We start from the raw sequence: 24,174 nt of genomic DNA, 5'->3' as shown, positions 1-24,174 counted from the left end.
AGCCATGGTCTTTTCCTACATGCCGGGTTTCGGCAACGATTTTGAGACCGAAAGCCTGCCCGGCGCGCTGCCGCAGGGCCGCAATTCGCCGCAGCGTCCGGCCTACGGGCTTTATGCCGAACAGCTTTCCGGCTCGCCCTTCACCGCGCCGCGCGGCACCAATGAGCGCTCCTGGCTCTATCGTATCCGGCCGAGCGTGAAGCATACGGGGCGGTTCAAGGCGGCTGACTACCCGCTTTGGAAGAGTGCGCCGAATGTCGGCGATCATGAGCTTGCTCTTGGCCAGTATCGTTGGAACCCGGTGCCGATGCCGAAGGAGCCGACGGACTTCATCGCCGGCATGCGCACCATGACCACGGCCGGCGACACGCTGGGGCAGTCGGGCATGGCGGCGCATGTCTATGTCGCCAACCGCTCGATGGTCGACGATCATTTCTTCAACGCCGATGGCGAGCTTCTGGTCGTGCCGCAAGTCGGCCGGTTGAATTTCGTCACCGAAATGGGCGTGATTGAGCTGACACCGGGTGAGATCGCCGTGCTGCCGCGCGGGCTGGTGTTCAAGGTCGAACTGGTCGATGCGGAAGCGCGCGGCTATGTCTGCGAGAACTATGGCGCGAAATTCACCATGCCCGATCGCGGGCCGATCGGCGCCAACTGCCTCGCCAATCCGCGCGACTTCAAGACGCCCTGCGCGTGGTTCGAGGAGAGGGAGACGCCGTGCCGGCTGGTCGTCAAATGGTGCGGTTCCTTCCACGTCACCGAACTCGACCATTCGCCGCTCGACGTGGTCGCATGGCATGGCAACTACGCGCCCTACAAATATGATCTTGCGACGTTTTCGCCGGTCGGCGCGATCCTGTTCGACCATCCCGATCCGTCGATCTTCACGGTGCTGACCGCGCCCTCGGGCGAGGAAGGAACGGCCAATGTCGATTTCGTCATCTTCCCGCCGCGCTGGCTGGTGGCGGAAGACACGTTCCGCCCGCCCTGGTATCACCGCAACATCATGAGCGAGTTCATGGGCCTGATCCATGGCCAGTACGATGCCAAGGAAGAGGGGTTCGTGCCCGGCGGCATCAGCCTGCACAACATGATGCTGGCCCATGGGCCGGACGCGCCTGGCTTCGAAAAGGCCTCGAAAGTGGAACTGAAGCCGCATAAGCTCGAAAACACGATGGCCTTCATGTTCGAGACGCGCTTTCCCCAGATGCTGACGCGCTACGGCGCCGAACTGCCGACCTTGCAGCAGGACTATATCGATTGCTGGAAGGATCTCAGGAAGCGCTTCAACGGCACGCCGGAGGGCGACTGGTCTTGAGTAACAGACTGGTTCTGCTCGGCACCAAGGGCGGCCCGGCGATCAGACCGGGCGGGCCGTGGCCGACATCGTCGCTGCTCGAACTCGGCGGGCGAACGATCGTCGTCGATTGCGCGCTCGGCGTTACGCGCGGCCTGACCGACGCCGGCATCAGCCTGAAACAGCTAGATCTCATTTTCATCACGCACCTGCATTCCGACCATATTCTGGAACTCGGGCCGCTGATCCACACCGCCTGGACGGCCGGACTGGCGATGCCGGTAAAAGTCTTCGGCCCGGTCGGCACCGCCGACTACTGGCGCGGCTTCCTGCAATCCATGGCTTTCGACATCGACATTCGCATCGTTGACGAGGGCCGGCCCGACATCCGCGATCTGGTGAAGGTGGTGGAATTCGGCGAAGGGTCGGTACTTGCGGACGATGGGCTGAGCGTCACCGCGTTGCGCGTCGATCATCCGCCGGTGACGGAGTGCTTTGCGCTGCGCTTCGAGCATGGCGGCAAAAGCGTCGTGTTCTCAGCCGACACTGCCTACTTTCCGCCGCTCGCAGATTTCGCCAGGGGTGCCGACATCCTTGTCCACGAGGCGATGCTGGAGGAGGGCGTCGAGCGGCTGGTCGCACGGACGGGTAATGGCGCAAGGCTGCGCGAACATCTGATGGCGAGCCATACGCTGGCCGCCGATGCCGGACTGATCGCCAAGGCGGCAAATGTCGGCCGGCTCGTGCTCAATCATCTCATTCCGGCTGACGATCCTGAGTTCGGCGAAGTCGATTGGGTTGCCGCTGTCAGGAAAACATGGGCTGGCGGCTTGACGATCGGCCGCGATGGCCTTGTTGTGGAATTCGCGGACGAACATGCCGCATAAAGGGAGGACTGCATGAAACTGGCTACGCTGAAGAACGGCTCGCGAGACGGAAAACTCGTGGTCGTGTCGCGCGACCTGACACGCTACACCGACGCATCCTTCCTCGTCCCGACCTTGCAGGCGGCGCTGGACGACTGGCAGCGCATCGCACCGCATCTGGCGGCATTGGCGGAATCGCTTGAAACGGGCGCGGTTCCTTCGCAGCGCTTTCATGAGCACGACGCCCATTCGCCGCTGCCGCGCGCCTACCAATGGGCGGATGGCTCGGCCTATGTGAATCACGTTGAACTGGTGCGCAAGGCGCGTGGTGCCGCGCTGCCGGAGAGTTTCCTGACCGATCCGCTGATGTATCAGGGCGGCTCGGATTCCTTTATCGGGCCGCGCGATCCTATCCTGCTCGCAGACGAAGCCTATGGCGCGGATATGGAAGGCGAGGTGGCCGTCATCATTGGCGACGTGCCTGCGGGTGCCAGCGTCGAGACGGCGCGTGACGCGATCCGCCTTGTCATGCTGGTCAATGATGTCTCCCTGCGCGGGCTGATCCCGGACGAACTCGCCAAGGGGTTCGGGTTCTTCCAGTCCAAACCTTCGTCTGCTTTCTCGCCGGTGGCTGTCACGCCCGACGAACTCGGCGATGCCTGGGACGGCGGCAAGGTTACCCTGCCGCTTCAGGTTGACCTCAACGGAAAGCCGTTCGGCCGCGCCAATGCCGGCGTCGACATGACGTTCGACTTTCCGCAACTGGTTGCCCATGCGGCAAAGACCCGGCCGCTGGCGGCCGGCTCGGTCATCGGTTCGGGCACCGTCTCGAACAAGCTCGACGGCGGCCCCGGCAAGCCGGTTTCCGAAGGCGGCGCCGGCTATTCCTGCATTGCCGAAATCCGCATGATCGAGACGATCGACGGCGGCGCACCGAAAACACCGTTCATGCGCTTCGGCGATGCGGTGCGCATCGAAATGAAGGATTCCGATGGCCGTTCGATCTTCGGCGCGATCGAGCAGACCGTGCAGCGATACGAGGGCTGAGAGGACAAGCCTGTTCAGGGAGGAAGCGATGGACCTTCTGAGCCATAACCGCCAGATGGCGCGCAATAACCTCTGGTCCAACGACCGGCTTTATCGGGCGGTGGTCGCGCTTCAACCGGGCGAGTTCGAAGCGCCGCGCATCAGCTTCTTCCCCTCGATCAAGGAGACGCTGAACCACATCTACGCGGTCGATCTGTTCTATTTCGACATGCTCGAAGAGGTGGGCGAGGGGTTGGCGATCTTCGGCCGCCTCACGGACTTCGAAGATGCCGGCAAGCTTGCAGCCGCGCAGGCAGACTTCGATCGCCAGCTTGTCGCCTATTGCGACGCGCTTACAAGGAGCGATCTTGAGCGGCGGGTGATAACCGACCGGGACGAGGCGGGTCAAATCCCCGAGCGTATCGGCGACCTGCTCGCGCATCTCTTCCTGCACCAGATCCACCATCGCGGCCAGGTCCATGCGATGCTGTCGGGCACATCAGTCAAGCCGCCGCAACTCGACGAGTTCTTTCTCGATTACGATCTGCGGTTTCGGAGGGAAGAGGTGGAACGGCTGGGCCTCGACTGATCAGACGATAGCGACGTCGTAGCTGGCAAAATGCCTGTCGGCGGTCACCAGGGTCAGACCCTCAAGCTGTGCCTGAGCTATCAACAAGCGGTCGAATGGATCACCATGATGGCGCGGCAAAGTGGCCGTATGCAGGACATGCTGCGGAAGAATGGGTAACAGCATGACGTCGCTTGCCTGAATTGTTTCCAGCAAATCGCCTGGCATGGAAAGTTTGCCGGTAGCCGATTTGATCGCGATCTCCCAAAGTGAGGCGACGCTGATGTATTTTGGTGCTCCGCCCAGCAATATTTCGTCATGCGCCTTGGAGATGCGCTTGTCGTCCGCGAGATCCCAGAGAACGATGTGCGTGTCGATAAGATAGCCTCGATCACTCACGAAACGTATTCATCCCATTCCGGACCGAGCACGTCGAAGTCCTCGGCGATCCAGATTTGGCCTTTCATGGCGCCGCGTAGCGACTTTTTTGGCAGTGCATCTGCACTTGCCGCGATTTCGACAATCGGCTTTCCATGACGGGTCACGACAAACCGTTCGCCAGCTTCAGCGCGCTTCAGAATTTCTGAAAATTTTGCCTTCGCCTCGGCGGCGCTGAAGGTTGTAGACTTGCGCTCAATATTCATGGGCTGATCCTTTATGACCATAATTTAGGTCATAATTGACCGGCCCGCAATGCCGATCCTACTCCGCCGCATCCATCTTGATCACGCCGCGGCGGATCTGGTCTTCCTCGATCGATTCGAACAGCGCGCGGAAATTGCCTTCGCCGAACCCTTCATCGCCCTTGCGCTGGATGAATTCGAAGAAGATCGGGCCGATGACGGTTTTCGAGAAGATCTGCAGCAGGATCTTGGTCATGCCGCCGTCGATCACGCCTTCGCCGTCGATGAGGATGCCGTGGGTTTTCATCCGCTCGATCGGCTCGTCATGGCCGTTCACGCGGTCGAACGACATGTCGTAGTAAGTCTCGGGCGGACCGGGCATGAACTTCAGCCCGTTGCCGGCCAGCCTGTCGGTGGCCTCGTAGATTGCGTCCGTGCCGACGGCGATGTGCTGGATGCCTTCGCCCTTGTATTTGCGCAGATACTCTTCGATCTGGCTCTTGTCGTCGGTGGATTCGTTCAGCGGGATACGAATCTTGCCGCAGGGCGACGTGATGGCGCGGCTGATCAGCCCGGTCATCTTGCCGGCAATGTCGAAGAAATGGATCTGTTTGAAGCCGAACAGTTCGCGGTAGAAGGCCCACCATTTGTCCATCTGGCCGCGATAGACATTGTGGGTGAGGTGGTCGAGATAATAGAAGCCGACGCCCTCCGGCCGAGGGTCGCGCTCGCCGAGCCATTCGAATTCGGCGTCATAGGCCGAGCCTTTTGCGCCGTACTTCTCGATGAAATAGAGCAGCGAGCCGCCGATGCCGACGATCGCCGGCACGTCCAGCGTTTTGTCGTCGCCGTCATAGGGCGTAGCGCCTTTGGCGATCGCGTGGTCATAGGCATGCTTTGCATTCACCACCCGCCAGGCCATGGAAGGCGCGCAGGGGCCGTGTTTCTCCACGAACTTCATGCCGTAGGATCCGGGCTCGGCATTGAGCACGTAATTGATGTCGCCCTGACGCCAGATGGTGATGTTTTTCGTCCGGTGGCGGGCGACCGGCTTGTAGCCCATGCGCTCGAACAGTTCGGAAAGCTTTTCAGGCTCCTGATGGGCGAATTCGACGAATTCGAAACCGTCGGTGCCGGCCGGATTGGCCTCGCTGATGGTGGCGGGCGGTGCGTCGTGCGGGAAGGGACCCATGATTGCCTCCTGTCGGCTCAAGAGCCGGAATCTCAGTGTTCATGCATGATAATCCCGATGGCGTGCATTGTGCTTGCATTCGGGTGCCCGAAATGATGAAAATGTGCGTATATCATGCAAGAATGATCGGAAAGTTATGGATAGTACGCGCCTTGATCAGTTTGATCGCAAGATACTGTCATTGCTGCAGGTCGATGGCAGGCTCACCAACAACGACCTTTCGGAGCGCGTGAACCTGTCGCCGTCGCAATGTTCGCGGCGGCGTCAGCGGCTGGAGGATGATGGGTTCATCCAAGGTTACCGCGCCGTGCTTGACCGCGACAAGCTCGGTTTTTCGCTGGTCAACGTCATCTCGGTGACACTGGCCACGCACAATCGCGACAACGCGCAGCGTTTCTCTGACCTGCTTTCAAGGCTTCCCGAGGTGCAGGAGGCGCATGCGCTGACCGGCGAGATGGATTACATCCTGAAGGTGGTGACGCCGGACCTGAAATCGCTGGCCGATTTCGTCAACGGCGTGCTTCTGCCGCACGAATCCGTGCAGCATGTGAAGACGGCTATCGTCTTGCAGACTTTGAAAGAGACTTCGGCCCTGCCGCTTTGAGGGCAGGGCGCGCGAGCCTCAGCCTCTGAACGGCTGGGCGGCCATGAACAGATTGGTCGAGCGTGCGCCCGAGCGGCAATAGGCGAAGACCGGGCCTTGCAGTTCGTCCAATGCCTTGGCCATGGCTTCGGCATCGGCAGGCGTCACCGGCTGGCCGCTGACGATCGGGATATGACGAAAGGGCAGGCCCGCAGCCTCTGCGGCCTTGCCGATTTCGGATGCGGAAGGCTGGCCTGGCTGTTCATCGTCCGGGCGGTTGCAGATGATGCTCTTGAAGCCGGCGGCCTTGATGGTGGCGATTTCGTCGGTACTGATCTGCCCCGACACCGAGTAGTCGTCGGAGATCTGGCGGTATTCCATGGTCGTCCCTCGTCAACGCTTGTTTGCATGCAGCATATAGGCTGCGCTGCCTTTTCGCGACACTCCTGCGATTGCATTTTTTCGGTTGCAACCGCTCCACGGTTTCATCCGCCGGGTTAATTGAAGAAAATCCTTCGAAGACAGCTGGTTGGCGACGAAACCGGAATCAGTTTGCTAATTGATTTCGAGCAGTCCGGCCGCCCCCATGCCGCCACCGACGCACATGGTGACGACGGCGTAGCGCACGCCGCGACGCTTGCCCTCGATCAGCGCATGGCCCGCAAGCCGCGCACCGCTCATGCCGTAGGGGTGGCCGACCGCGATGGCGCCGCCATCCACGTTCAGCTTCTCGGGGTCGATGCCGAGCTTGTCGCGGCAGTAGATGACCTGCACGGCAAAAGCCTCGTTGAGTTCCCAGAGCCCGATGTCATCGATTTTCAGGCCGTGGCGCTGGAGCAGGCGCGGCACCGCGAAAACCGGGCCGATGCCCATTTCGTCCGGCTCGCAGCCGGCGGCAACGAAGCCGCGCAATGTGCCGAGCGGCGTCAGGCCGCGCCGTTCCGCTTCCTTGTCGCTCATCATCACGCAGGCCGAAGCACCGTCGGAAAGCTGGCTGGCATTGCCGGCGGTGATGACGTGGCCTTCGCCGCGCACGGGCTTCAGACCGGCCAGCCCTTCTGCTGTCGTGTCGGCGCGCGGACCTTCGTCATGGGCAAGCTCGACCTCGCGGTGCGAGACTTCCTTGGTCTCCTTGTCGACCACGGCCATCGTCGTCCTGATCGGCGCGATCTCCTTGTCGAAACGCCCGGCTTCACGGGCGGCGGCCACGCGACGCTGGCTTTCCAGCGCATATTCATCCTGCGCCTCGCGCGAAATGCCGTAGCGCTTGGCGACGATCTCGGCCGTGTCGATCATCTGCATGTAGATGTCCTGCTTGATCGCCATCAGTTTCTCGTCGATCAGGCGGAAATTGTTCATCTTTTCGTTCTGGACGAGGCTGATAGATTCCAGTCCGCCGGCGATGCCCGCCGTGACGCCATCGTTGCGGATGGCATTGGCGAGAACGGCCATCGCCTGCAGTCCGGAAGCGCACTGCCGGTCGATGGTAGTGCCGGCAACGCTGACCGGCAGGCCGGCGGTAACCAGGGCGCGGCGGGCGATGTTCAGCCCGGTCGTGCCCTGCTGCAAGGCGCAGCCCATCACGACATCCTCTATCTCGCCACCTTCGATCCCGGCACGGGCGAGGGCGGCGGCGATTGCATGGGCGCCAAGCGTGGCGCCCGGCGTGTCGTTGAGCGCGCCACGATAGGCCTTGCCGATCGGCGTGCGCGCGGTGGATACGATGACGGCGTCTGCCATTTCTTTCTCCTTGAGTTCTGGGTCGCGCCGATCAAGCGTCGTCGGAAAATTTGCCGGTCTCGGCCGCCTTTTTCAGCAACGGCGAAGGCTTGAACGCATCGTCACCATTGCGGGCATACCAATATTCGAGACGATCGACGATTTTCGAGATGCCTTCCAGCCCGGCCCAGAACATCGGGCCGCCCTTGCCGATCGGGAAGCCGTAGCCGTTGACCCAGACGATATCGATGTCGGATGCGCGTGCGGCGATGCCTTCCTCGAGGATTTTCGCGCCCTCATTGATCATCGGATAGAGCGTGCGCTCGTTGATCTCCTCGGCCGAAATCGTCCGCCGCTCGATGCCACGTTCCTTGGCCTTGCTCTCGATGAGCGCCTGGACTTCAGGATCGGGTATCGGCGTGCGCGAGCCGCTTTCGTAGAGATAGACGCCTTTGCCCGTTTTCTGGCCGAAGCGTCCCTGTTCGCAAAGCGCGTCTGCGATGATCGCGGTCTTGCCGGTCGCCTTGCGGTTGCGCCAGCCGATATCGAGGCCGGCAAGATCCCACATCTGGAACGGCCCCATCGGCCAGCCGAAATCGGCAAACACCTTGTCGATCTGTTCCGCAGAAGCGCCTTCGAGCAGCAGATTTTCCATATCCTGACCGCGCGCGGCAAGCATGCGGTTGCCGACGAAGCCGTGGCAGACGCCGACGACCACCGGCACCTTGGCTATCTTGCGGCCCACGGCAAGAGCGGTCGCCAGAACGTCCGGAGCCGTTTTTGCGCCGCGCACGATTTCGAGCAGCTTCATGACATTGGCCGGCGAGAAGAAATGCAGGCCAAGGAAATCCTGCGGCCGGCTTGTCGAGGCCGCGATCTCGTTGACGTCGAGATAGGAGGTGTTGGTGGCCAGGATCGCGCCGGGCTTTGCCACCGCATCGATCTTGCCGAACACTTCCTTCTTGACCGACATTTCCTCGAACACCGCCTCGATGATCAGGTCGCAATCGCCAAGGTCGGCGTAGTCCGTGGTGGTGGAAAAGGCGGCAAGGCGCTTGGCCTTGGCTTCTTCCGTCAGCGAACCGCGCGATACCGAGATGGAATAATTCTTGTCGATCATGCCGAGGCCGCGCTGAAGCGCTTCCTGGCTCATTTCGAGCAGCGTGACGGGAATGCCGCCATTGACGAAGGCCATGGCGATGCCGCCGCCCATCGTGCCGGCCCCGATGACGCCGACGCGCTTGACGTCGCGCGGCTTCACGTCCTTGCCGACGCCCGGAACCTTGGCCGCCTCGCGCTCGGCAAAAAACAGATGCCGCTGGGCGCGCGACTGGTCGCTGGAAATGAGTTTCGTGATGAACTCTCGCTCCCGGGCATAGGCCTCGTCGAAGGGCAGGGTGACGGCGTTGCGGACGGACTGGGCGCAAGCGATCGGGGCTTCCAGCCCGCGTGCTTTCTTGGCAAGTTCGGCAGCCTGGCTGTCGAAGGCAGCGAGATCGGCGTTTTCGATCTTGTCGTTGCGGTCGCGCACGGCCAGCAGCATGCCGCCTTCGGCCACTTTCTGCCGCGCGAAGGCGACGGCGTTGGCAACCAGATCGCCCTCGATGACAGCGTCGATGAGGCCGCTTGCCAGCGCGTCCTTCGCGCCGATCGGCGTGCCGGAAACGATCATGGAAAGCGCCTTTGACGCGCCGACGAGACGCGGCAGTCGAACCGTGCCGCCACCGCCTGGAATAATGCCGAGCTTCACTTCAGGCAGGCCAAGCTTCGCGCCGGCATCGGCGACGCGGAAATGGCAGCCGAGCGCCAGTTCCAGCCCGCCGCCGAGCGCCGTGCCATGAATGGCGGCAACTGTCGGCTTTTCGATGGTTTCAAGGTTGGCGATCAGGTCGCGTAGTTCCGGCTTCTGCATCGGCTTGCCGAATTCCGTAATGTCGGCACCAGCAATGAAGGTGCGCCCCGCGCAGGCAAGAACGATCGCTGCGACCGAACTATCCTCCCGCAGCGCGTTGAACGCTGCGAACAGAGGCTCGCGAACGTGAAAACTCAGCGCATTCACCGGCGGATTGTCGATGGTCACGATGGCAATCTCGCCGTCGCGGGCGATGGTCACGGCATTCGTCATGCAAAGAAACTCCCTGGCGGCGCAGCAAGCGCCTCATCCTCAAACCGATCGCGTTTTGCGGGAGTTTTTGCGAGCGCACAAGATGCGTGACCTCCCGTCAACGACATACTACCGAGTATGTTGAAGACGGGAGGCCCGGTCAATCGCCTTGGGAGGGCGAAGGCGTAATTCAGCCGGTGGAAGTTTTCAGCGAGCGCTCATGCCGCCCCTGCCCAGCTCGGAAAGGGGTCGGGCAGGGGAGACGATCAGTGCGTTTCGCCGGAACCGCCGACGGCGACGATGTTGAAGGGCCTGCCTTCGACGGCGATATCCTTTGTCTTCGCGAAGTTTTTCGCGTCGATGACGTGGAGCGTGCTCTTCAGCGGGTCGGTGACGAAGATGGCATCGCCGGCAACCGCGATGCGCGGGCGCGGATCGCTCCAGTGGCCGTTCATGCTGTAAGGCTCGGTCAGCGGCAACGTGTTGGTGATCGCGCCCGAAAGCACATCGAGTTGGTGGAGCATGCCGTCCTCGGTGAAGACATAGGCGACTTTCGGCCGCACAGGATCGACGGCGAAATGCACGCGCCGCGTCGGAAGTTCGATCCGCCGGAAAGCTTCCTTGCTGGTCGGGTCGATCAGCACCACGGCGCTTGGTCCATAATTGCCGAGGAAATATTGCAGGCCCCGGCCGCCGACCAGCGTCGTTGATTTTCCCTCTGGCAGCGTTCCCGAATAGGGCAGGAACTCGATGGAGGGCTCCTTGTCGCCGCTGGTTGCGATCAGCAGGCCTTTGGCGCAGGCGATGGCAAGGATATTGCCGGAGGCGGCTTCGCCATGCAGGTCGGGGCAGGAATGCACGTCACCCACTTGCGCGCCCGAAGCATCGACGACGCGGATGCCGACCGGCAGTTCGTCGGGCTTGTCCTTGTTGGGTTCGGTCAGCAGAACATGGCCGTCGAACGCCACCGCAAGGCCGTGATGCGGCGCGTCGGTTTTTGTTTCGCGAGTATTCGCCTTGCCGTCGAGAACATCCTTCTCGCTGGTCACGCGGGCAGTGCCTTCGCCATCGAAGAACAGCGCGATATCGCCGCCATGATCGACAAAATGCGAGGGCTTCTTGCCGGCAAACTCAACGTCCAGCAGTTTCGCATCCTCGACCTTCAGATCGCCATGGTCGCCGTGATCGCCGATGGAAATGCCGCTGGAGATCGCCTGCACGACGTCGCCCTTGCCCTGTACGGCAAAGATCGTTTTGCCGCTGTCGCTGCGGGCGAGGCTGGTCGGTGCTTTGGTCGTGAACTTGCCGAGTTCCTTGCCAGTTCCAGCGTCGAGCGCACGCACGACCGGCTCGCCATGATCGGCGATGAAGAGCCGCCATGCGGTGTTTTCCTCGGCGAAGGATGCAGTGGCTGCGATGCCAACGAGGAGAGCGACGACTGATGCCGTCTTGAGCAGATGAAGCATATTCTTCCTTTCATAATGTAATAACATAACAATTGGATGGGTGAAAAAAGGCGGAAGGTCGTCCCGCCTTTCAGGGCTAGCGCGTATTCGACCCCCACTCCGATTTGCGTCGCAAACCACCTCTCCCCCGATCGACGGGGGAGAGGAAACGCCGGTCGCAAGGTAGGCACCCTTCCTCTCCCCTTTTGAGGGGGAGAGGTGGCTCGGCGAAGCCGAGACGGAGTGGGGGTCGGCTGTGGCGTAGCGAGGGATTGGTTCGGCAGTGCTCCTAATCAGGAAAAGCAACACATTGTCAGGAGGTTGAAGTAACCTTCTGACTCAGTTTCACAGGTATCAGCTCCCGAGGATCGCGCCTTTGATGGTGGTGATGTTGTTGCGCATCATGTCGATATAGGTCGAGGCTGGGCCGTCCTTGGACGACAGCGCATCGGAGTAAAGCGTTCCCCCGACCTTGAGGCCGGTTTCGGATGCGATCTGCTCGATCAGCCGCGTGTTGGTGATGTTTTCCACGAACACCGCCGAGGCCTTGTCTTCCCGAACCTGCCTGATCAGCGCGGCAACGTCGGCTGCCGAAGGTTCCGCTTCGGTGGAAATGCCTTCGGGTGCCAGGAAGGTCAGGCCGTATTCATGCTCGAAATAGCCGAAGGCATCGTGCGAGGTGATGATCGTGCGCTTGCTCTCGGGTATCGAGGCGATCGCCGCTTTCACCTCTCCTTCGGTCTCCGTCAGCTTCTGCGTGTAGGCGTCAGCGTTGGCCTTGTAGGTGTCGCAGCCAGCCGCGTCGGCGGTGCAGAAGGCGTCGGCGATGTTCTTCACATAGATCTTGGCATTGGCGATCGACTGGAAGGCATGCGGGTCGGTATCGCCGTGATGGTGGGCGTGACCGGCGGCTTCGCCTTCTTCCGCTTCCTCGAATTCCTCCTTCATCTTGATCGGTTCAACGCCCTTGGTCAGTTCGACGACGGTCGCCCTGGTGGCGCTGGCCTCGATTAGGCGCTGCAAGAAGCCCTCGAAATGCAGGCCGTTGACGAGAACGACGTCCGCCTTGGACATCGCCACCGCGTCAGCCGGCTTGGGCTCGTAGACATGGGCGTCGCCGTCGGGGCCGACGATGGTGGTCAGTTCGATGCGGTCGCCGCCCACGTTCTTCGCAAAATCCTCGATGACGGAGAAGCTGGCAACGACCTTCAGCGGTTCGGCGAAGGCGGAAGCCAGGCCGAAAGGAGTTAATGTTATAACGCTCATGAGGGCGGCAAGCCGGATGGTCTTGAGCATGGATAGATCTCCTTGATGTTGATCAGGCGGTTCTGTGGCGGTGGTGGCGCAGGCGCGTGTTGAAGACGCCGCGCGTGCCGAAGATGGTCGAGAAGAAATAGACCACGCCGGCGGAAAGTATGATGGCCGGACCCGAGGGCAGGGATTGGTGATAGGAAATCAGCAGGCCGGCGATGCAGGACACAAAGCCTATGAGGATCGCCAGCGCGCACATGCGCTCGACGCGCGCCGTCCAGAAGCGGGCGGCTGCCGCCGGCAGCATCATCAGCCCGACCGATAGCAGCGTGCCGAGCGCCTGGAACCCGCCGACCAGATTGAGCACCACCAGGCCGAGAAAGATGAAGTGCACCGGCGTGCCGAGGCGGCTGACTGAGCGCAGGAACAGGGGGTCGAGGCATTCGGCGATGATGGCGCGCCAGAAGATCGCCAGCGTCAGCAAGGTTGTTCCGCAAATAATGGCGATCAGCGTCAGCGCCTCGTTGTTGAGGGCAAGCACGGTGCCGAACAGCACATGCATGAGATCGACACTCGAACCCTTGATCGAAACCATCAGAACGCCGAGCGCCAGCGACACCAGATAGAAGGCGGCCATAGAGGCGTCCTCCTTCTGAATGGTGAAGCGCGAAACAACGCCTGCACCCAGTGCGACGACGACGCCGGCGATAAGGCCGCCAATCGTCATCGGCAGGATTTGCAGGCCGAACATATAGAAACCGACCGCAGCACCCGGCAGGATGGCGTGGGCCATGGCGTCGCCGGTCAGGCTCATGCGCCGCAGCATCAGGAAGACGCCTACCGGGCAGGCCCCGAGCGAGAGCATCAGCGAGCCGGCAAGCGCGCGCTGCATGAAGCCAAATTCGACGAAGGGGGCGATCAGGAAATCATACATGGTGTTGCTCAGGCCGCCCTTGGACCGGATTCGTGGTCATGTTCGCGGCTCTCGCCATGGTCGTGATGATGGTGGCTGTGATCGTGGGAATGCACGTGGTCATGATCGTGCGCTTGGCCGTCCGGCTCGCACCAGGGCGCGTTGTCGTGCCAGGCTTCGTCGAAGCGGCGCGCCCGCAAGAGGTTTTCCGGGCGCAAGGTCTCCTTCGTTGCGCCCCAGGCAACAGGCTGGCGCGCCAGAAGCAGCGTTTCGGGGAAATGCTCCCGCACAAGCTCAAGGTCGTGAACGACGACCATCACCGTGCGGTTTTCGCCATGCCAGCGCTTGATCAGCAGGATCAGGTCGCCGACGGTCTTGGCGTCCACAGCGTTGAAAGGCTCATCGAGCAGGATCAGGTCGGCGTCCTGCACCAGCACGCGGGCAAACAGCGTGCGTTGCAGCTGGCCGCCGGAAAGCGTGTCGATCGGCCGCTTTTCGAAACCTTCGAGCCCGACCGCCATCAATGCCTTGGCAACGTCGTCGCGGTCGTCCTTGGTGAAGCGCCCGAGCAGGCCCCGGCGCGGCCACAGGCCCATGGAAACGAGATCGACGACACGGGCAGGGAAGGAGCGGTCGAGTTCCGATTGCTGCGGCAGATAGGCGATACGCGCGCCCTTGGTGTTGAGGCAGGTTCCGGCCATCGGCTTCAGCACGCCGACGATACCCTTCATCAGCGTCGATTTGCCGGAGCCATTGGCGCCGACGACAGCGGTCAGCGAACCGGTCTTCACCGCTCCGCTCAGATGGTGGACCGCCGGGTGGCTGTTATAGCCAAGCGTCAGGTCGCGAAATGTCAGGCAGGCGTCGGTCATGGAACCATCTGGAACTGGTGCGATCTTGCGATCGATGGCCTTGGATATGTGATGTTATTACATTAGTCAACGATAGGCCGGGCAAATGCGGTGGATTCATGGCGCGCCCGCTCGCCGTCCACAGTGGACAGGCATATCTCACTGATTTGCCGTGGCTGGCTCTTGCCGCGCGGCGGGCCGAAACTTAAGAGGCTGTTCGAACTCGCCCTTATGGGCAAGACGAAGTTGGCGGGCTGCCTTTGGAGAGGCGCGCGGCAACGAACCAAGGAAGGAAGAAAGTCCATGACCATCCGCCGCATCGATGTCGGTCCGCGCATGAGCGACATCGTCATTCACAACAACACGATTTATCTGGCGGGCCAGGTCGGCAAGCCCGGCACCAGCGTCACCGAGCAGACCAAGGATATCCTGGCCTCGATCGACGAGCTGCTCGCCAAGGCCGGCTCGGACAAGACGAAGATCCTTCAGGCGATCATCTGGCTCGCCGACATGAGCACCTTCGCCGAAATGAACGCCGTGTGGGATGGCTGGGTGCCGCAGGGCAACACGCCTGCTCGCGCTACCGGCGAGGCCAAGCTGGCCGCCCCGGAATACAAGGTCGAGATCATCATCACGGCCGCTGCCTGATCAGGCTGACAGGCACGTCTCGCGCCGCTGCGGTAGCGTGAGACGTGCCTGAAACCTCTTTGCCGAATTACGGCGTCCGCCGAGCGGCATCGCGTCCTGGACTGGGTTCATGAGCGTGCTCAATTGCGGACCGCGAACCGCAAAAAAGCCAGGATTCGCATCCTGTCATTATCGGTTGATCCAATTGACATTTTTTTGACAGGGAAATGTCCGACACATTTCCACGAAGGCCCATATTGCAAGGCAAAATAATATTTTAGCCGACGTGTGATGCAACCAATCGTATTCCGAATGGTTCTGGCCATATAATGGCTGCGTTGCGAGACGCGGCACCCTTTTTGTTGAGCGGATTTAATATTGATGAACGTTCAGACTGATCCTGCCGCGTTGGAGGAAAAGACAGTTGCAATTTTTCCGGCGGTTGCCGAGCAACCCATACGTTCGAACTACCTTCCAGAAGACCGCCTGAGGGCATTGGGCGAAAGCCTCGCCCGAAATGAAGTGACCGACTTCTACGGTCTCAAGCCTTTCGACTTCCAGGCCCGCAACCGCGAGAACGCCGAGAAGATTCTCGCCGTTTACCGCGCCACCAATGCAGCGCAGGCCAAGGGCGACGCCATAACGCCGGCCGGCCAGTGGCTTCTCGACAACAATTATCTGGTCGAGGAAACGATCTTCCAGATCAAGCGAGACCTGCCGCGCCGCTTCTACCGCGAACTGCCGACGATGACGCTTTCCAACGGCGTGGTCGTGCCGCGCGCGCTCGTGCTGGCGTGGGTCTATGTCGCGCATTCCGACAGCACCGTTCTGGCCGACATGTTCAAGGCGCTCGTCGACGGCTATCAGTCGGTCGAGCCGATGCATATCGGCGAATTATGGGCGCTGCCCTCGCTGCTGCGCTTTGTGCTAATCGAGAATTTGCGCCGGCTTGCCGTGCGCGTGAACAGGGCGCACGAGATGCGCCAGATCGCAAACGACGTCGCCGACCGGGTGCTCGCTTTCGTCGATGGCGACGATCGCAAGACGATCCTGTCGAGCTACACCGAGCACGCTCGCGACACCACCTTCGCCACGCAGCTTCTCCACCGCCTGCGCGATGGTTCGCAGAATTCGGGCAGGGCGCTTGTCTGGCTCGAGGACCAGCTCGAAAAATCCGGCTCCGACGCCGAAGAAATCATCATCAAGGAACACCAGACGTTGTCGAGCGGCAACGTCACCACCGGCAACATCATCAAGGGCCTGCGGCTGCTCAACGATGTCGACTGGACGATTTGGTTCGAGTCGGTCAGCCCGGTCGACGGGCTGCTGCGCGAGCGCAGCAATTTCGGCGAACTCGATTTCCAGTCGCGCGACCAGTATCGCCAGGCAATCGAGGATCTGGCGCGGCGTTCCAAGCGCAGCGAGTATGACGTCGCCGAAAAGGCGATCGACATGGCCGAGCAGGCCGGCGAGCCGGGCGATCCCAAGGCTGCCAACTGCAACGATGTCGGATTTTTCCTTGTCGGCCCGCGGCGGCTCGAACTGGAGAAGGAAATCGGCTTCAGGCCGGACTTCGGCCTGAGGCTTCTGCGTGCTTTCAAGAGCACCGGCTGGGCGGGCATCGTCGTGCCGGTTTTCGCGCTGACCGTCCTGCTTCTGACGATGTCGGGCTTTGCGCTGGCGGGGATCGGCCTTTCGACCCCTGCGATCATCCTGATGCTGGTCCTGTTCTGCGTGCCGGCGAGCGAAGGCGCGATGGCGTTCTTCAACACCATCGTTCTGCTGTTCCTGAAGCCGACGCGGCTGGTCGGCTACGAATTCAAGGAGGGCGTGCCGGCCGAGGCGCGCACGCTGGTGGTTGTGCCATCCCTCATCGGGTCGCGCGACGATGTCGAGGAAAACATTCGACAGCTCGAAGTGCATCACCTGGCCAACATGGAAGGCGAGATACATTACGCGCTTTTGTCGGATTGGCCCGACAGCGAAAGCGAGCAGACCTCCGGCGATCTCGAAATCCTCAATTATGCTCGCGCCGAGATCACCAAGCTCAACCAGCGCTATCCCGTCGAAGGCGCGCCGCTGTTTCATCTTTTGCATCGGCGCCGGCTCTACAACCCGTCGCAAAAGACGTGGATGGGCTGGGAGCGCAAGCGCGGCAAGCTGCACGAATTGAACCTCCTGCTGCGCGGCGATGGTGACACAACGTTCCTGCCGCCGGACGCTCCGCTGCCGGAAGGCGTCGTCCATGTCATGACGCTCGATGCCGACACCAAGATGACCCGCGATGCGGTGAAGCGTCTGGTCGGCAAGCTTTGCCACCCGCTGAACCGGCCGGAATTCGATGCCGACCATCGTCTTATCACCGCCGGCTACGCGATCCTGCAGCCGCGCGTGACGCCGTCGCTGACCAGCGGCGACGAGGCGTCGTTCTTCCAGCGCGTATTCTCGGCCAATCGCGGCCTGGATCCTTACGTTTTTGCCGTGTCGGACCTCTATCAGGACGTATTCGGCGATGGCACCTTCACGGGCAAGGGCCTGTACCATATCGACGCGATGGAAGCGGCACTGAGGGAGCGTATCGCTGAGAATTCCATCCTCAGCCACGATCTGCTCGAAGGCGCGCTGACACGTTCCGCGCTGGTTACCGACGTCGAGGTAGTCGAGGACTATCCGACGCGCTACTCGGTCGATGCTTCGCGCCAGCATCGCTGGGCGCGGGGCGACTGGCAGCTTCTTGGCTTCATCTTCGATCCGAAGTCGGGTGTGCCCGCGCTTTCCCGCTGGAAGATGGTCGACAATCTGCGCCGCACGCTGACGCCGATCTTCTGGGTCATGTCGTCGATCGGCGGCTGGACGCTGCTGCCCTTCACACAGGCTGCTCAATGGCAGGCCCTGCTCATTCTCAGCCTGTTCATGGCACCGACCTTCGACATCGTAAACTCGCTGATGCCGAAGAGCCGCGATGCGACCGCGCGCGGCCATTTCAGCGCGATTTCCCGCGACGTCGCCTTCGGCACTGCCATGGTGGCGCTGCGCGTGGTGTTGATGGCCCATAGCGCCTGGATGATGGGCGATGCGATCGTTCGCACGCTTTACCGGCTGTTCGTCAGCCGGCAAAACCTGCTCGAATGGCGCACGGCCTCGCAAGCGCACAAGACCGGCGGCAACGATCTCCTGTCTTATTACAGGATGATGCGTGGCGCGGTAGTCATCGCCATTGCCGGCCTGGCCATTCCGGTGGCCGCGGATTCGACCGGCAGCTTCGTCGCCTTCTTCTTCGCAATCTTCTGGGCCGGCTCGCCGGCTTTCGCCTGGCTTATCAGCCGTTCGGCCGAAACCGAGGACAGGCTTCGCATTTCCAGGCACGATGTCGACCGGCTGCGCATCGTCGCGCGGCGCACATGGGCTTATTTCGAAACCTATGTGAATGCCGACAACAACATGCTGCCGCCTGACAATTTCCAGGAAACGCCGCATCCCGTCGTCGCCAACCGGACGTCGCCGACCAATATCGGCGTCTATCTCCTGTCGGTGGTTTCAGCGCGCGATTTCGGCTGGATCAGCCTTGCCGATGCCGCCGAGCGCATCGACCAGACGATGAGCACCATCGAGCGCATGGGCCGTTACCAGGGCCATCTCTTCAACTGGTACGACACCACGACGCTGCGTCCGCTTTATCCGCTCTACGTATCGAGCGTCGACAGCGGCAATCTCGCCGGCCATCTGGTCGCCGTCGCTGCCGCCTGCGCCGAATGGGCGGAAGCGCCTTCCGTGCACCTTCAGGGCGATTTCGACGGCCTGCTCGACGCGGTCGCGGTTCTCGACGAGAGCCTCGATGAACTGCCAGACGATCGCCGCCAGCTGCGGCCGCTGCGCCAGCGGCTGCGCGACCGCATCGACGGCATGCGCCGCGCGGTCGAGACGATCAAGCAGCAGCCAGAAATGGCGTCGATCCGCACCATCAACCTGGCAGTGCTGTCCGGCGAATTCCGCAAGCTGGCAAGCGCCATCCATACGGAAGTCGGCTCTTCGAAAAGCGAAGTGTTGACCGAATGGGCGGCCAAGCTGGAAGCTGCATGCGAGGCGCATGTCCACGACGCTCACAGCGACGAGAAGTCGATCGAGGCCCTGCGCGCCAAGCTGAAGAACCTTCAGGAACGTGCGCGCCGCTTTGCCTTCGAGATGGATTTTTCCTTCCTGCTCCGCAAGGACCGCAAGCTGCTGTCGATCGGCTACCGAGTCGAGGAACATCAGCTCGACGAAAGCTGCTACGACCTTCTCGCATCGGAAGCTCGCCTGACCAGCCTGTTCGCCATCGCCAAGGGCGATATCCCGACCGAGCATTGGTTCCGGCTTGGCCGGCCGCTGGTCGAGATCGGCTTCAAGGGGGCCCTGATCTCCTGGTCGGGCTCGATGTTCGAGTATCTGATGCCGCCGCTGGTGATGAAGGAGCCGCAGGGCGGCCTTCTCAACCAGACCAGCAAGCTGGTGATCCGCCGCCAGATGCAATATGGCCGCTCGAAGCACATTCCGTGGGGCATTTCGGAAGCCGCCTACAATGGCCGCGACCGCGAGATGACCTATCAGTACACCAATTTCGGCGTGCCCGGCCTTGGCCTCAAGCGCGGTCTGTCGCACAACACGGTGATCGCGCCCTACGCAACGGTGCTGGCCGCACAGTTCATGCCGCATGAGGCGGTGCAGAACCTCGAGCGCCTGCGCAAGATCGGCGCGCTTGGCCGTTACGGCTATTACGATGCCGTCGACTTCACGCCGCAGCGCGTGCCGGAAGGCACCGACCATGCCGTCGTCTACAACTACATGGCCCACCATCAGGGCATGTCGATCGTGTCGGTCGCCAACGCCATTTTCGAAGGCCGCATGCGTGACCGCTTCCACAGCGATCCGGTGATCGAGGCTGCCGAACTGCTGCTCCAGGAAAAGGCACCGCGCGACATCCCGGTGACCACGGTGCGCACCGAGGCCGACGAGCGCGGCAAGGCCGAAACGGTCGAGCACAGCGCCGACACGCGGCTGGTGATCGAGCCTGCGCGTGCACTGCGTTCGACCAATCTCATGTCCAATGGCCGCTATTCGGTAATGGTGACGGCGACCGGCTCGGGCTACAGCCGCTGGAACGATCTCGCCATCACCAGATGGCAGGCCGACCCGACCGAGGACCGGTTCGGCACCTATCTCTTCCTTCGCGACATCGATACGGGGGAGTGGTGGTCGGCGACGACGGAGCCGAAACGCGCCGAATCCGAGCACGCCCAGACGCTTTTCTGCGACGACAAGGCGACCTTCATAAAGTCGGTCGGCACGCTGCGCTCCGAGGTCGAATGCATCGTCGTCTCCGAAGGCAATGGCGATGGCCGGCGCATAACGATTGCCAATGACGGCAATGTCGACCGCCACATCGAAGTCACGTCGTATGCCGAATGGGTGCTAGCGCCCGAAGCCAACGACAGCGCGCATCCCGTATTCTCGAAGATGTTCGTCGAGACCGAAATATCGGATAACAACAGCGCCATCTTCGCCACGCGGCGCAAGCGCGAGGCCAGCGAGCCCGATATCGCGGCGGCGCATTTCATCACCGATGCTTCGGGCCTGACCCGCGACACGGAAGCCGAAACCGACCGCCGCGCCTTCATCGGCCGTGGGCGCAGCATCGCCGATGCCGCTGCCTTCGATCCCGGCGCAAAGCTTGGCGGGCATTCCGGCTTCGTGCTTGATCCTGTCATGGCCCTGCGCCGCCGCGTGCGCGTGCCGGCCAACAAGAAGGTCTCGCTCACCTTCTGGACCATCGTCGGCGCCAATCGCGAAGAGATCGACGGCACGATGACCCGGCTCGATCACGCCGAGAGCTTTTCGCGCCAGGCCATGCTGGCATGGACGCGCTCGCAGGTGCAGACGCGCCATCTCGGCCTCAGCCTCGCCGACGCTGCCAATGTCCAGAAGCTTGCCCGCTATCTGCTCTATCCCGATCCCTTCCTGCGCGTGCCGGCCGAAACCGTAGCCTCGGGCCTCGGGCGTCAGTCGGCCCTGTGGCCGATGGCGATTTCGGGTGACTACCCGATCTTCGCAGTCAGGATCGGCGATGTCGCCGATTTGGAAATCGTCGCGCAGGCGCTGCGCTTCCAGGAATATATGCGCACGCGCGGTCTCGTCGCCGATCTGGTGATCGTCAACGAACAGGCGTCTTCCTACGTGCAGGACCTGCAGCAGTCGATCGAATGGCTCTGCGACAACAGCCGCATGCGCGGCAAGGAACTCGGGCCGCGCCAGCATATCTTTGCGGTGCGCCGCGATCTCATGGACGAGACGTCCTACAAGACGCTGCTGGCTTCGGCGCGCGTGGCGCTTCACACCCGCAACGGCACTATCTTCGACCAGATCGAGCGGGCGGAAGCCGCCGCATTGCAGGCGCGCGATGCGCTGATGGCAACAGAAGCTCTGGCTCTGACCGACGCTTCCGCAGAAGCACAGTCGACGGCACCGTCGCGCAAGCCTGTCGTTGCTGACGGCAAGGGCCTCGCTCTGTGGAACGGCTTTGGCGGTTTCGACCGTGACGGCCGCGACTATGTCGTGCGGTTGGGCGGTCAGAAGTCGACACCGCAGCCGTGGATCAACGTCATTTCCAACGCGTCGTTCGGCTTCCACACTTCAGCCGAAGGCGCATCCTTCACCTGGAGCCGCAACAGTCGCGACTTCCAGCTCACGCCCTGGTCCAACGACCCGGTCAGCAACCGTCCCGGCGAGGCGATTTACATCCACGACCTTGCCAGCGGCAAGGCGTTCTCGCCCTTTGCCGGCGTGCTGCGCGATCCGTCGATCGTCTACGAGGCCCGCCACGGGCAGGGCTTCTCAGTTTTCAGCGCGACCCGCGGCTCGCTTTTCGCCGAAGTCACGCAGATCGTCGATCCGGCGGACCCGGTCAAGATTTCGCGGCTGCGCCTCCGCAACTCCGGTGCGGTGCCGGCCCGGCTGCGCATCTATGCCTATGCCGAGTGGGTGCTCGGCACCAATCGCGCGAAATCCGCCCCGACGATCGTACCATCGCAGGATGCGGCGACTGGCGCGCTTCTGGCGAAGAACGCCTACAGCCTGGACTTCGGCGACCGTGTCGCCTTCCTGGCGAGTGACGGCGACGCGCAATCGGTGACGACCGATCGCAGCGAGTTCATCGGCAGGAACGGCACCGCCGAGGCGCCGCATGTCGTGACTGGCGGGCTGGCGCTGTCCGGCAAGGTCGAAGCTGGCACGGATCCGTGTGCGGCGATCGCGCGTGACATCGAAATACCTGCGGGCGGCGAGGTCACCATCCTCTTCCTGCTCGGCGATGCCGGTTCGCCGGAAGAGGCCAGCACCTTCGTCGCCAAGCATCGCAAGCGCGATTTCGACAAGCGGTTGGCCGAGAACGACAAGGAATGGCGCGGCTTCCTCGACACCATCCAGGTCGAGACGCCCGACGCGGCGCTGAACGCCATGGTCAACCACTGGCTGCCTTACCAGAGCGTCGCCTGCCGTATCCGCGCACGCTCTGCATTCTACCAGGCAAGCGGTGCATTCGGCTTCCGCGACCAGCTGCAGGACACGCTGGCGCTGCTGATGCACGATCCGCAGCTGGCATATGACCAGATCCTGAATGCCGCGCGCCGGCAGTTCGTGGAAGGCGACGTCCAGCATTGGTGGCTGCCGCGCACGGATGCGGGCGTCCGCACCCGGATTTCCGACGATGTGGTCTGGCTGGGCTATGCGACGGCGCATTATGTCAATGTCACCGGCAACGCATCCATCCTCAAGGAGAGCATTCCCTTCATCGAAGGGCCGGCCTTGCACGATGGCGAACATGATGCGTTCTTCACGCCCGAGAAGTCGAAGAAATCGGCTACGCTTTATGAGCACTGCGCCCGCGCGCTCGATCTAGCTATCCAGCGCACCGGAGCCGACGGCCTGCCGTTGATCCTGGGCGGCGACTGGAACGACGGCATGAACCGTGTCGGCGAGGAGGGCAGGGGCGAGAGTGTGTGGCTCGGCTGGTTCCTCCTGAAGACGATTGGCGATTTTGCGCCGATCGCCCGCGAGCAGGGCGACACCAAGCGCGCCAACAAGTGGGAAAAGCACGCCCGCAGCCTGAAGCAGGCGCTGGAGACGGCTGGCTGGGACGGCGAGTGGTATCGCCGCGGCTCGTTTGACGACGGCTCTCCGCTCGGTTCGCGCAGTTCCGAGGAATGCCAGATCGATTCGATCGCCCAGTCCTGGAGCGTGCTTTCGGGCGAAGGCGACCCCGTGCGGTCGAAGACGGCCATGGACTCGGCGATCAAGCAACTGGTCGACGACGAGCTCCAGATCGTCAAACTCTTCACCCCGCCCTTCTCGAAAACCGAAAAGAATCCCGGTTACATAAAAAGTTATCCGCCGGGCGTGCGCGAAAATGGCGGCCAATATACCCATGCCGCCACCTGGTTTGTCATCGCACTGACCGAAATGAGGCGGGCAGACGACGCCTGGCGCTGCTTCAGCATGCTCAATCCGGTCAACCACGCGCAGGATGAGGATGGCGCCGAACGCTACCGCGTCGAGCCCTATGTGGTCGCCGCCGATGTCTATTCGGAAGGCGAGAAAGGCGGCCGTGGCGGCTGGACCTGGTACACCGGGTCGGCGGGCTGGCTATACCGCGCGGCGGTGGAAAACATCCTCGGAATCCGCAAACGTGGCTCGCACCTTACGATTGATCCTGTTTTGCCGAGTGAATGGGATGGTTATTCAGCTACCGTTCATATTGGGGGCTGTAATTATCGCATCCGTGTGACGCGCGACAAAGCCGTGAAAGCGGTGACGGTCGACGTCAATGGAAAGCGATCGAAAGGTGCCTCGTTCGAGTTGCGAACGACTGGCGAAAATGAGGTGACTGTTCGGATTCCGTCCTGAAGAAAAGAATATTTCCAGGTCGGAACCAAGGTTAAATCATCTGCCATGATTTTGCCGCAACGGTGCCATTTTTCATTAAAACTCAATTCCTTAGGCGATCACGGCAGATTACGGGGCGTTGCCCGATGTTGTTTCGAAAAAACGGAACTGAGGCTGTATGTGAACATTGTCTTGC

Annotated in this window: 17 protein-coding genes; 7 read left to right on the top strand and 10 right to left on the bottom strand. The window is 61.9% G+C overall.

Annotated features, from left to right (window positions below):
• Positions 1-4 precede the first annotated feature (4 nt).
• Genes hmgA through DZG07_RS16295 form a run of 4 tightly spaced genes read left to right on the top strand, consistent with a single transcriptional unit; the run spans position 5 to position 3,778 of the window.
• Positions 5-1,318 carry a homogentisate 1,2-dioxygenase gene (gene hmgA, locus DZG07_RS16310; RefSeq protein ID WP_119818694.1) on the top strand — a complete coding sequence of 438 codons (1,314 nt, stop codon included), beginning with the start codon at positions 5-7 and terminating at the stop codon, positions 1,316-1,318.
• On the top strand, positions 1,315-2,184 hold the full coding sequence (locus DZG07_RS16305; RefSeq protein WP_119818692.1) for an MBL fold metallo-hydrolase: 870 nt from the start codon (positions 1,315-1,317) through the stop codon (positions 2,182-2,184). Before hmgA ends, DZG07_RS16305 begins: the two co-directional genes overlap by 4 nt.
• A 12-nt stretch (positions 2,185-2,196) precedes the next feature.
• Positions 2,197-3,210 carry a fumarylacetoacetate hydrolase family protein gene (locus DZG07_RS16300; RefSeq protein ID WP_119818689.1) on the top strand — a complete coding sequence of 338 codons (1,014 nt, stop codon included), beginning with the start codon at positions 2,197-2,199 and terminating at the stop codon, positions 3,208-3,210.
• Positions 3,211-3,238: 28 nt separating this feature from the next.
• Positions 3,239-3,778, top strand: coding sequence for a DinB family protein (locus DZG07_RS16295; RefSeq protein WP_119818686.1), 540 nt, complete (start codon positions 3,239-3,241; stop codon positions 3,776-3,778).
• Here the strand turns inward: DZG07_RS16295 and DZG07_RS16290 are convergent, their stop codons facing one another.
• The 3 genes from DZG07_RS16290 to hppD are packed head-to-tail and all read right to left on the bottom strand — an operon-like array spanning position 3,779 to position 5,572.
• Positions 3,779-4,156 (bottom strand): type II toxin-antitoxin system VapC family toxin, encoded by a 378-nt coding sequence (locus DZG07_RS16290; protein WP_119818683.1) that lies wholly within the window; start codon positions 4,154-4,156, stop codon positions 3,779-3,781.
• Positions 4,153-4,401, bottom strand: coding sequence for a type II toxin-antitoxin system prevent-host-death family antitoxin (locus DZG07_RS16285; RefSeq protein WP_119821799.1), 249 nt, complete (start codon positions 4,399-4,401; stop codon positions 4,153-4,155). Before DZG07_RS16285 ends, DZG07_RS16290 begins: the two co-directional genes overlap by 4 nt.
• Positions 4,402-4,459: 58 nt before the next feature.
• Positions 4,460-5,572 carry a 4-hydroxyphenylpyruvate dioxygenase gene (gene hppD / locus DZG07_RS16280; RefSeq protein WP_119818680.1) on the bottom strand — a complete coding sequence of 371 codons (1,113 nt, stop codon included), beginning with the start codon at positions 5,570-5,572 and terminating at the stop codon, positions 4,460-4,462.
• 136 nt (positions 5,573-5,708) lie between these two features.
• Between hppD and DZG07_RS16275 the strand changes: the two genes are divergently transcribed.
• On the top strand, positions 5,709-6,176 hold the full coding sequence (locus DZG07_RS16275) for an Lrp/AsnC family transcriptional regulator (protein WP_119818677.1): 468 nt from the start codon (positions 5,709-5,711) through the stop codon (positions 6,174-6,176).
• A gap of 18 nt (positions 6,177-6,194) precedes the next feature.
• Here DZG07_RS16275 and DZG07_RS16270 read toward each other — a convergent pair whose 3' ends face one another.
• The 7 genes from DZG07_RS16270 to aztA form a co-directional block, all read right to left on the bottom strand.
• Entirely contained in the window at positions 6,195-6,536 is a 342-nt protein-coding gene (locus DZG07_RS16270) for a TIGR01244 family sulfur transferase (protein WP_119818674.1), read from the bottom strand.
• Positions 6,537-6,710: 174 nt separating this feature from the next.
• Positions 6,711-7,895: an acetyl-CoA C-acyltransferase gene (locus tag DZG07_RS16265; protein WP_119818671.1), complete on the bottom strand. Its 1,185-nt coding sequence runs from the start codon at positions 7,893-7,895 to the stop codon at positions 6,711-6,713.
• Positions 7,896-7,926: 31 nt separating this feature from the next.
• Positions 7,927-9,999, bottom strand: a complete 2,073-nt coding sequence (locus DZG07_RS16260; protein WP_119818669.1) for a 3-hydroxyacyl-CoA dehydrogenase NAD-binding domain-containing protein — start codon at positions 9,997-9,999, stop codon at positions 7,927-7,929.
• Positions 10,000-10,244: 245 nt separating this feature from the next.
• Positions 10,245-11,444: a zinc metallochaperone AztD gene (gene aztD, locus DZG07_RS16255; protein WP_119818666.1), complete on the bottom strand. Its 1,200-nt coding sequence runs from the start codon at positions 11,442-11,444 to the stop codon at positions 10,245-10,247.
• Between the two features lie 333 nt (positions 11,445-11,777).
• Complete coding sequence (gene aztC / locus DZG07_RS16250; protein WP_119818663.1) at positions 11,778-12,719, bottom strand: zinc ABC transporter substrate-binding protein AztC; 942 nt, start codon at positions 12,717-12,719, stop codon at positions 11,778-11,780.
• A 22-nt stretch (positions 12,720-12,741) separates the two neighbouring features.
• Positions 12,742-13,608, bottom strand: a complete 867-nt coding sequence (aztB, locus tag DZG07_RS16245; RefSeq protein WP_119818660.1) for a zinc ABC transporter permease AztB — start codon at positions 13,606-13,608, stop codon at positions 12,742-12,744.
• Between the two features lie 8 nt (positions 13,609-13,616).
• Complete coding sequence (gene aztA / locus DZG07_RS16240; RefSeq protein WP_119818657.1) at positions 13,617-14,459, bottom strand: zinc ABC transporter ATP-binding protein AztA; 843 nt, start codon at positions 14,457-14,459, stop codon at positions 13,617-13,619.
• A gap of 282 nt (positions 14,460-14,741) precedes the next feature.
• Here aztA and DZG07_RS16235 point away from each other — a divergent pair, with 282 nt between their 5' ends.
• Together DZG07_RS16235 and DZG07_RS16230 are read left to right on the top strand one after the other, a co-directional pair.
• On the top strand, positions 14,742-15,086 hold the full coding sequence (locus DZG07_RS16235) for a RidA family protein (RefSeq protein ID WP_091911991.1): 345 nt from the start codon (positions 14,742-14,744) through the stop codon (positions 15,084-15,086).
• A 360-nt stretch (positions 15,087-15,446) separates the two neighbouring features.
• On the top strand, positions 15,447-23,999 hold the full coding sequence (locus DZG07_RS16230) for a glucoamylase family protein (RefSeq protein WP_119818654.1): 8,553 nt from the start codon (positions 15,447-15,449) through the stop codon (positions 23,997-23,999).
• Positions 24,000-24,174 lie beyond the last annotated feature (175 nt).

This window comes from Mesorhizobium sp. DCY119, from assembly GCF_003590645.1.
GTDB lineage: Bacteria > Pseudomonadota > Alphaproteobacteria > Rhizobiales > Rhizobiaceae > Mesorhizobium_M.
The sequence above is the reverse complement of the archived record's forward strand: the minus strand, read 5'-3'. Positions and strand labels throughout refer to the sequence as shown.

Excerpts from the sequence above, each read along its gene's own strand:
- DZG07_RS16235 (WP_091911991.1), top strand. The coding sequence starts at position 14,742 with ATGACCATCCGCCGCATCGATGTCGGTCCGCGCATGAGCGACATCGTC.
- hppD (WP_119818680.1), bottom strand. The coding sequence starts at position 5,572 with ATGGGTCCCTTCCCGCACGACGCACCGCCCGCCACCATCAGCGAGGCC.
- DZG07_RS16300 (WP_119818689.1), top strand. The coding sequence starts at position 2,197 with ATGAAACTGGCTACGCTGAAGAACGGCTCGCGAGACGGAAAACTCGTG.
- aztD (WP_119818666.1), bottom strand. The coding sequence starts at position 11,444 with ATGCTTCATCTGCTCAAGACGGCATCAGTCGTCGCTCTCCTCGTTGGC.
- aztC (WP_119818663.1), bottom strand. The coding sequence starts at position 12,719 with ATGCTCAAGACCATCCGGCTTGCCGCCCTCATGAGCGTTATAACATTA.
- aztB (WP_119818660.1), bottom strand. The coding sequence starts at position 13,608 with ATGTATGATTTCCTGATCGCCCCCTTCGTCGAATTTGGCTTCATGCAG.
- DZG07_RS16275 (WP_119818677.1), top strand. The coding sequence starts at position 5,709 with ATGGATAGTACGCGCCTTGATCAGTTTGATCGCAAGATACTGTCATTG.
- aztA (WP_119818657.1), bottom strand. The coding sequence starts at position 14,459 with ATGACCGACGCCTGCCTGACATTTCGCGACCTGACGCTTGGCTATAAC.
- DZG07_RS16265 (WP_119818671.1), bottom strand. The coding sequence starts at position 7,895 with ATGGCAGACGCCGTCATCGTATCCACCGCGCGCACGCCGATCGGCAAG.
- DZG07_RS16285 (WP_119821799.1), bottom strand. The coding sequence starts at position 4,401 with ATGAATATTGAGCGCAAGTCTACAACCTTCAGCGCCGCCGAGGCGAAG.
- hmgA (WP_119818694.1), top strand. The coding sequence starts at position 5 with ATGGTCTTTTCCTACATGCCGGGTTTCGGCAACGATTTTGAGACCGAA.
- DZG07_RS16230 (WP_119818654.1), top strand. The coding sequence starts at position 15,447 with ATGAACGTTCAGACTGATCCTGCCGCGTTGGAGGAAAAGACAGTTGCA.
- DZG07_RS16270 (WP_119818674.1), bottom strand. The coding sequence starts at position 6,536 with ATGGAATACCGCCAGATCTCCGACGACTACTCGGTGTCGGGGCAGATC.
- DZG07_RS16260 (WP_119818669.1), bottom strand. The coding sequence starts at position 9,999 with ATGACGAATGCCGTGACCATCGCCCGCGACGGCGAGATTGCCATCGTG.
- DZG07_RS16295 (WP_119818686.1), top strand. The coding sequence starts at position 3,239 with ATGGACCTTCTGAGCCATAACCGCCAGATGGCGCGCAATAACCTCTGG.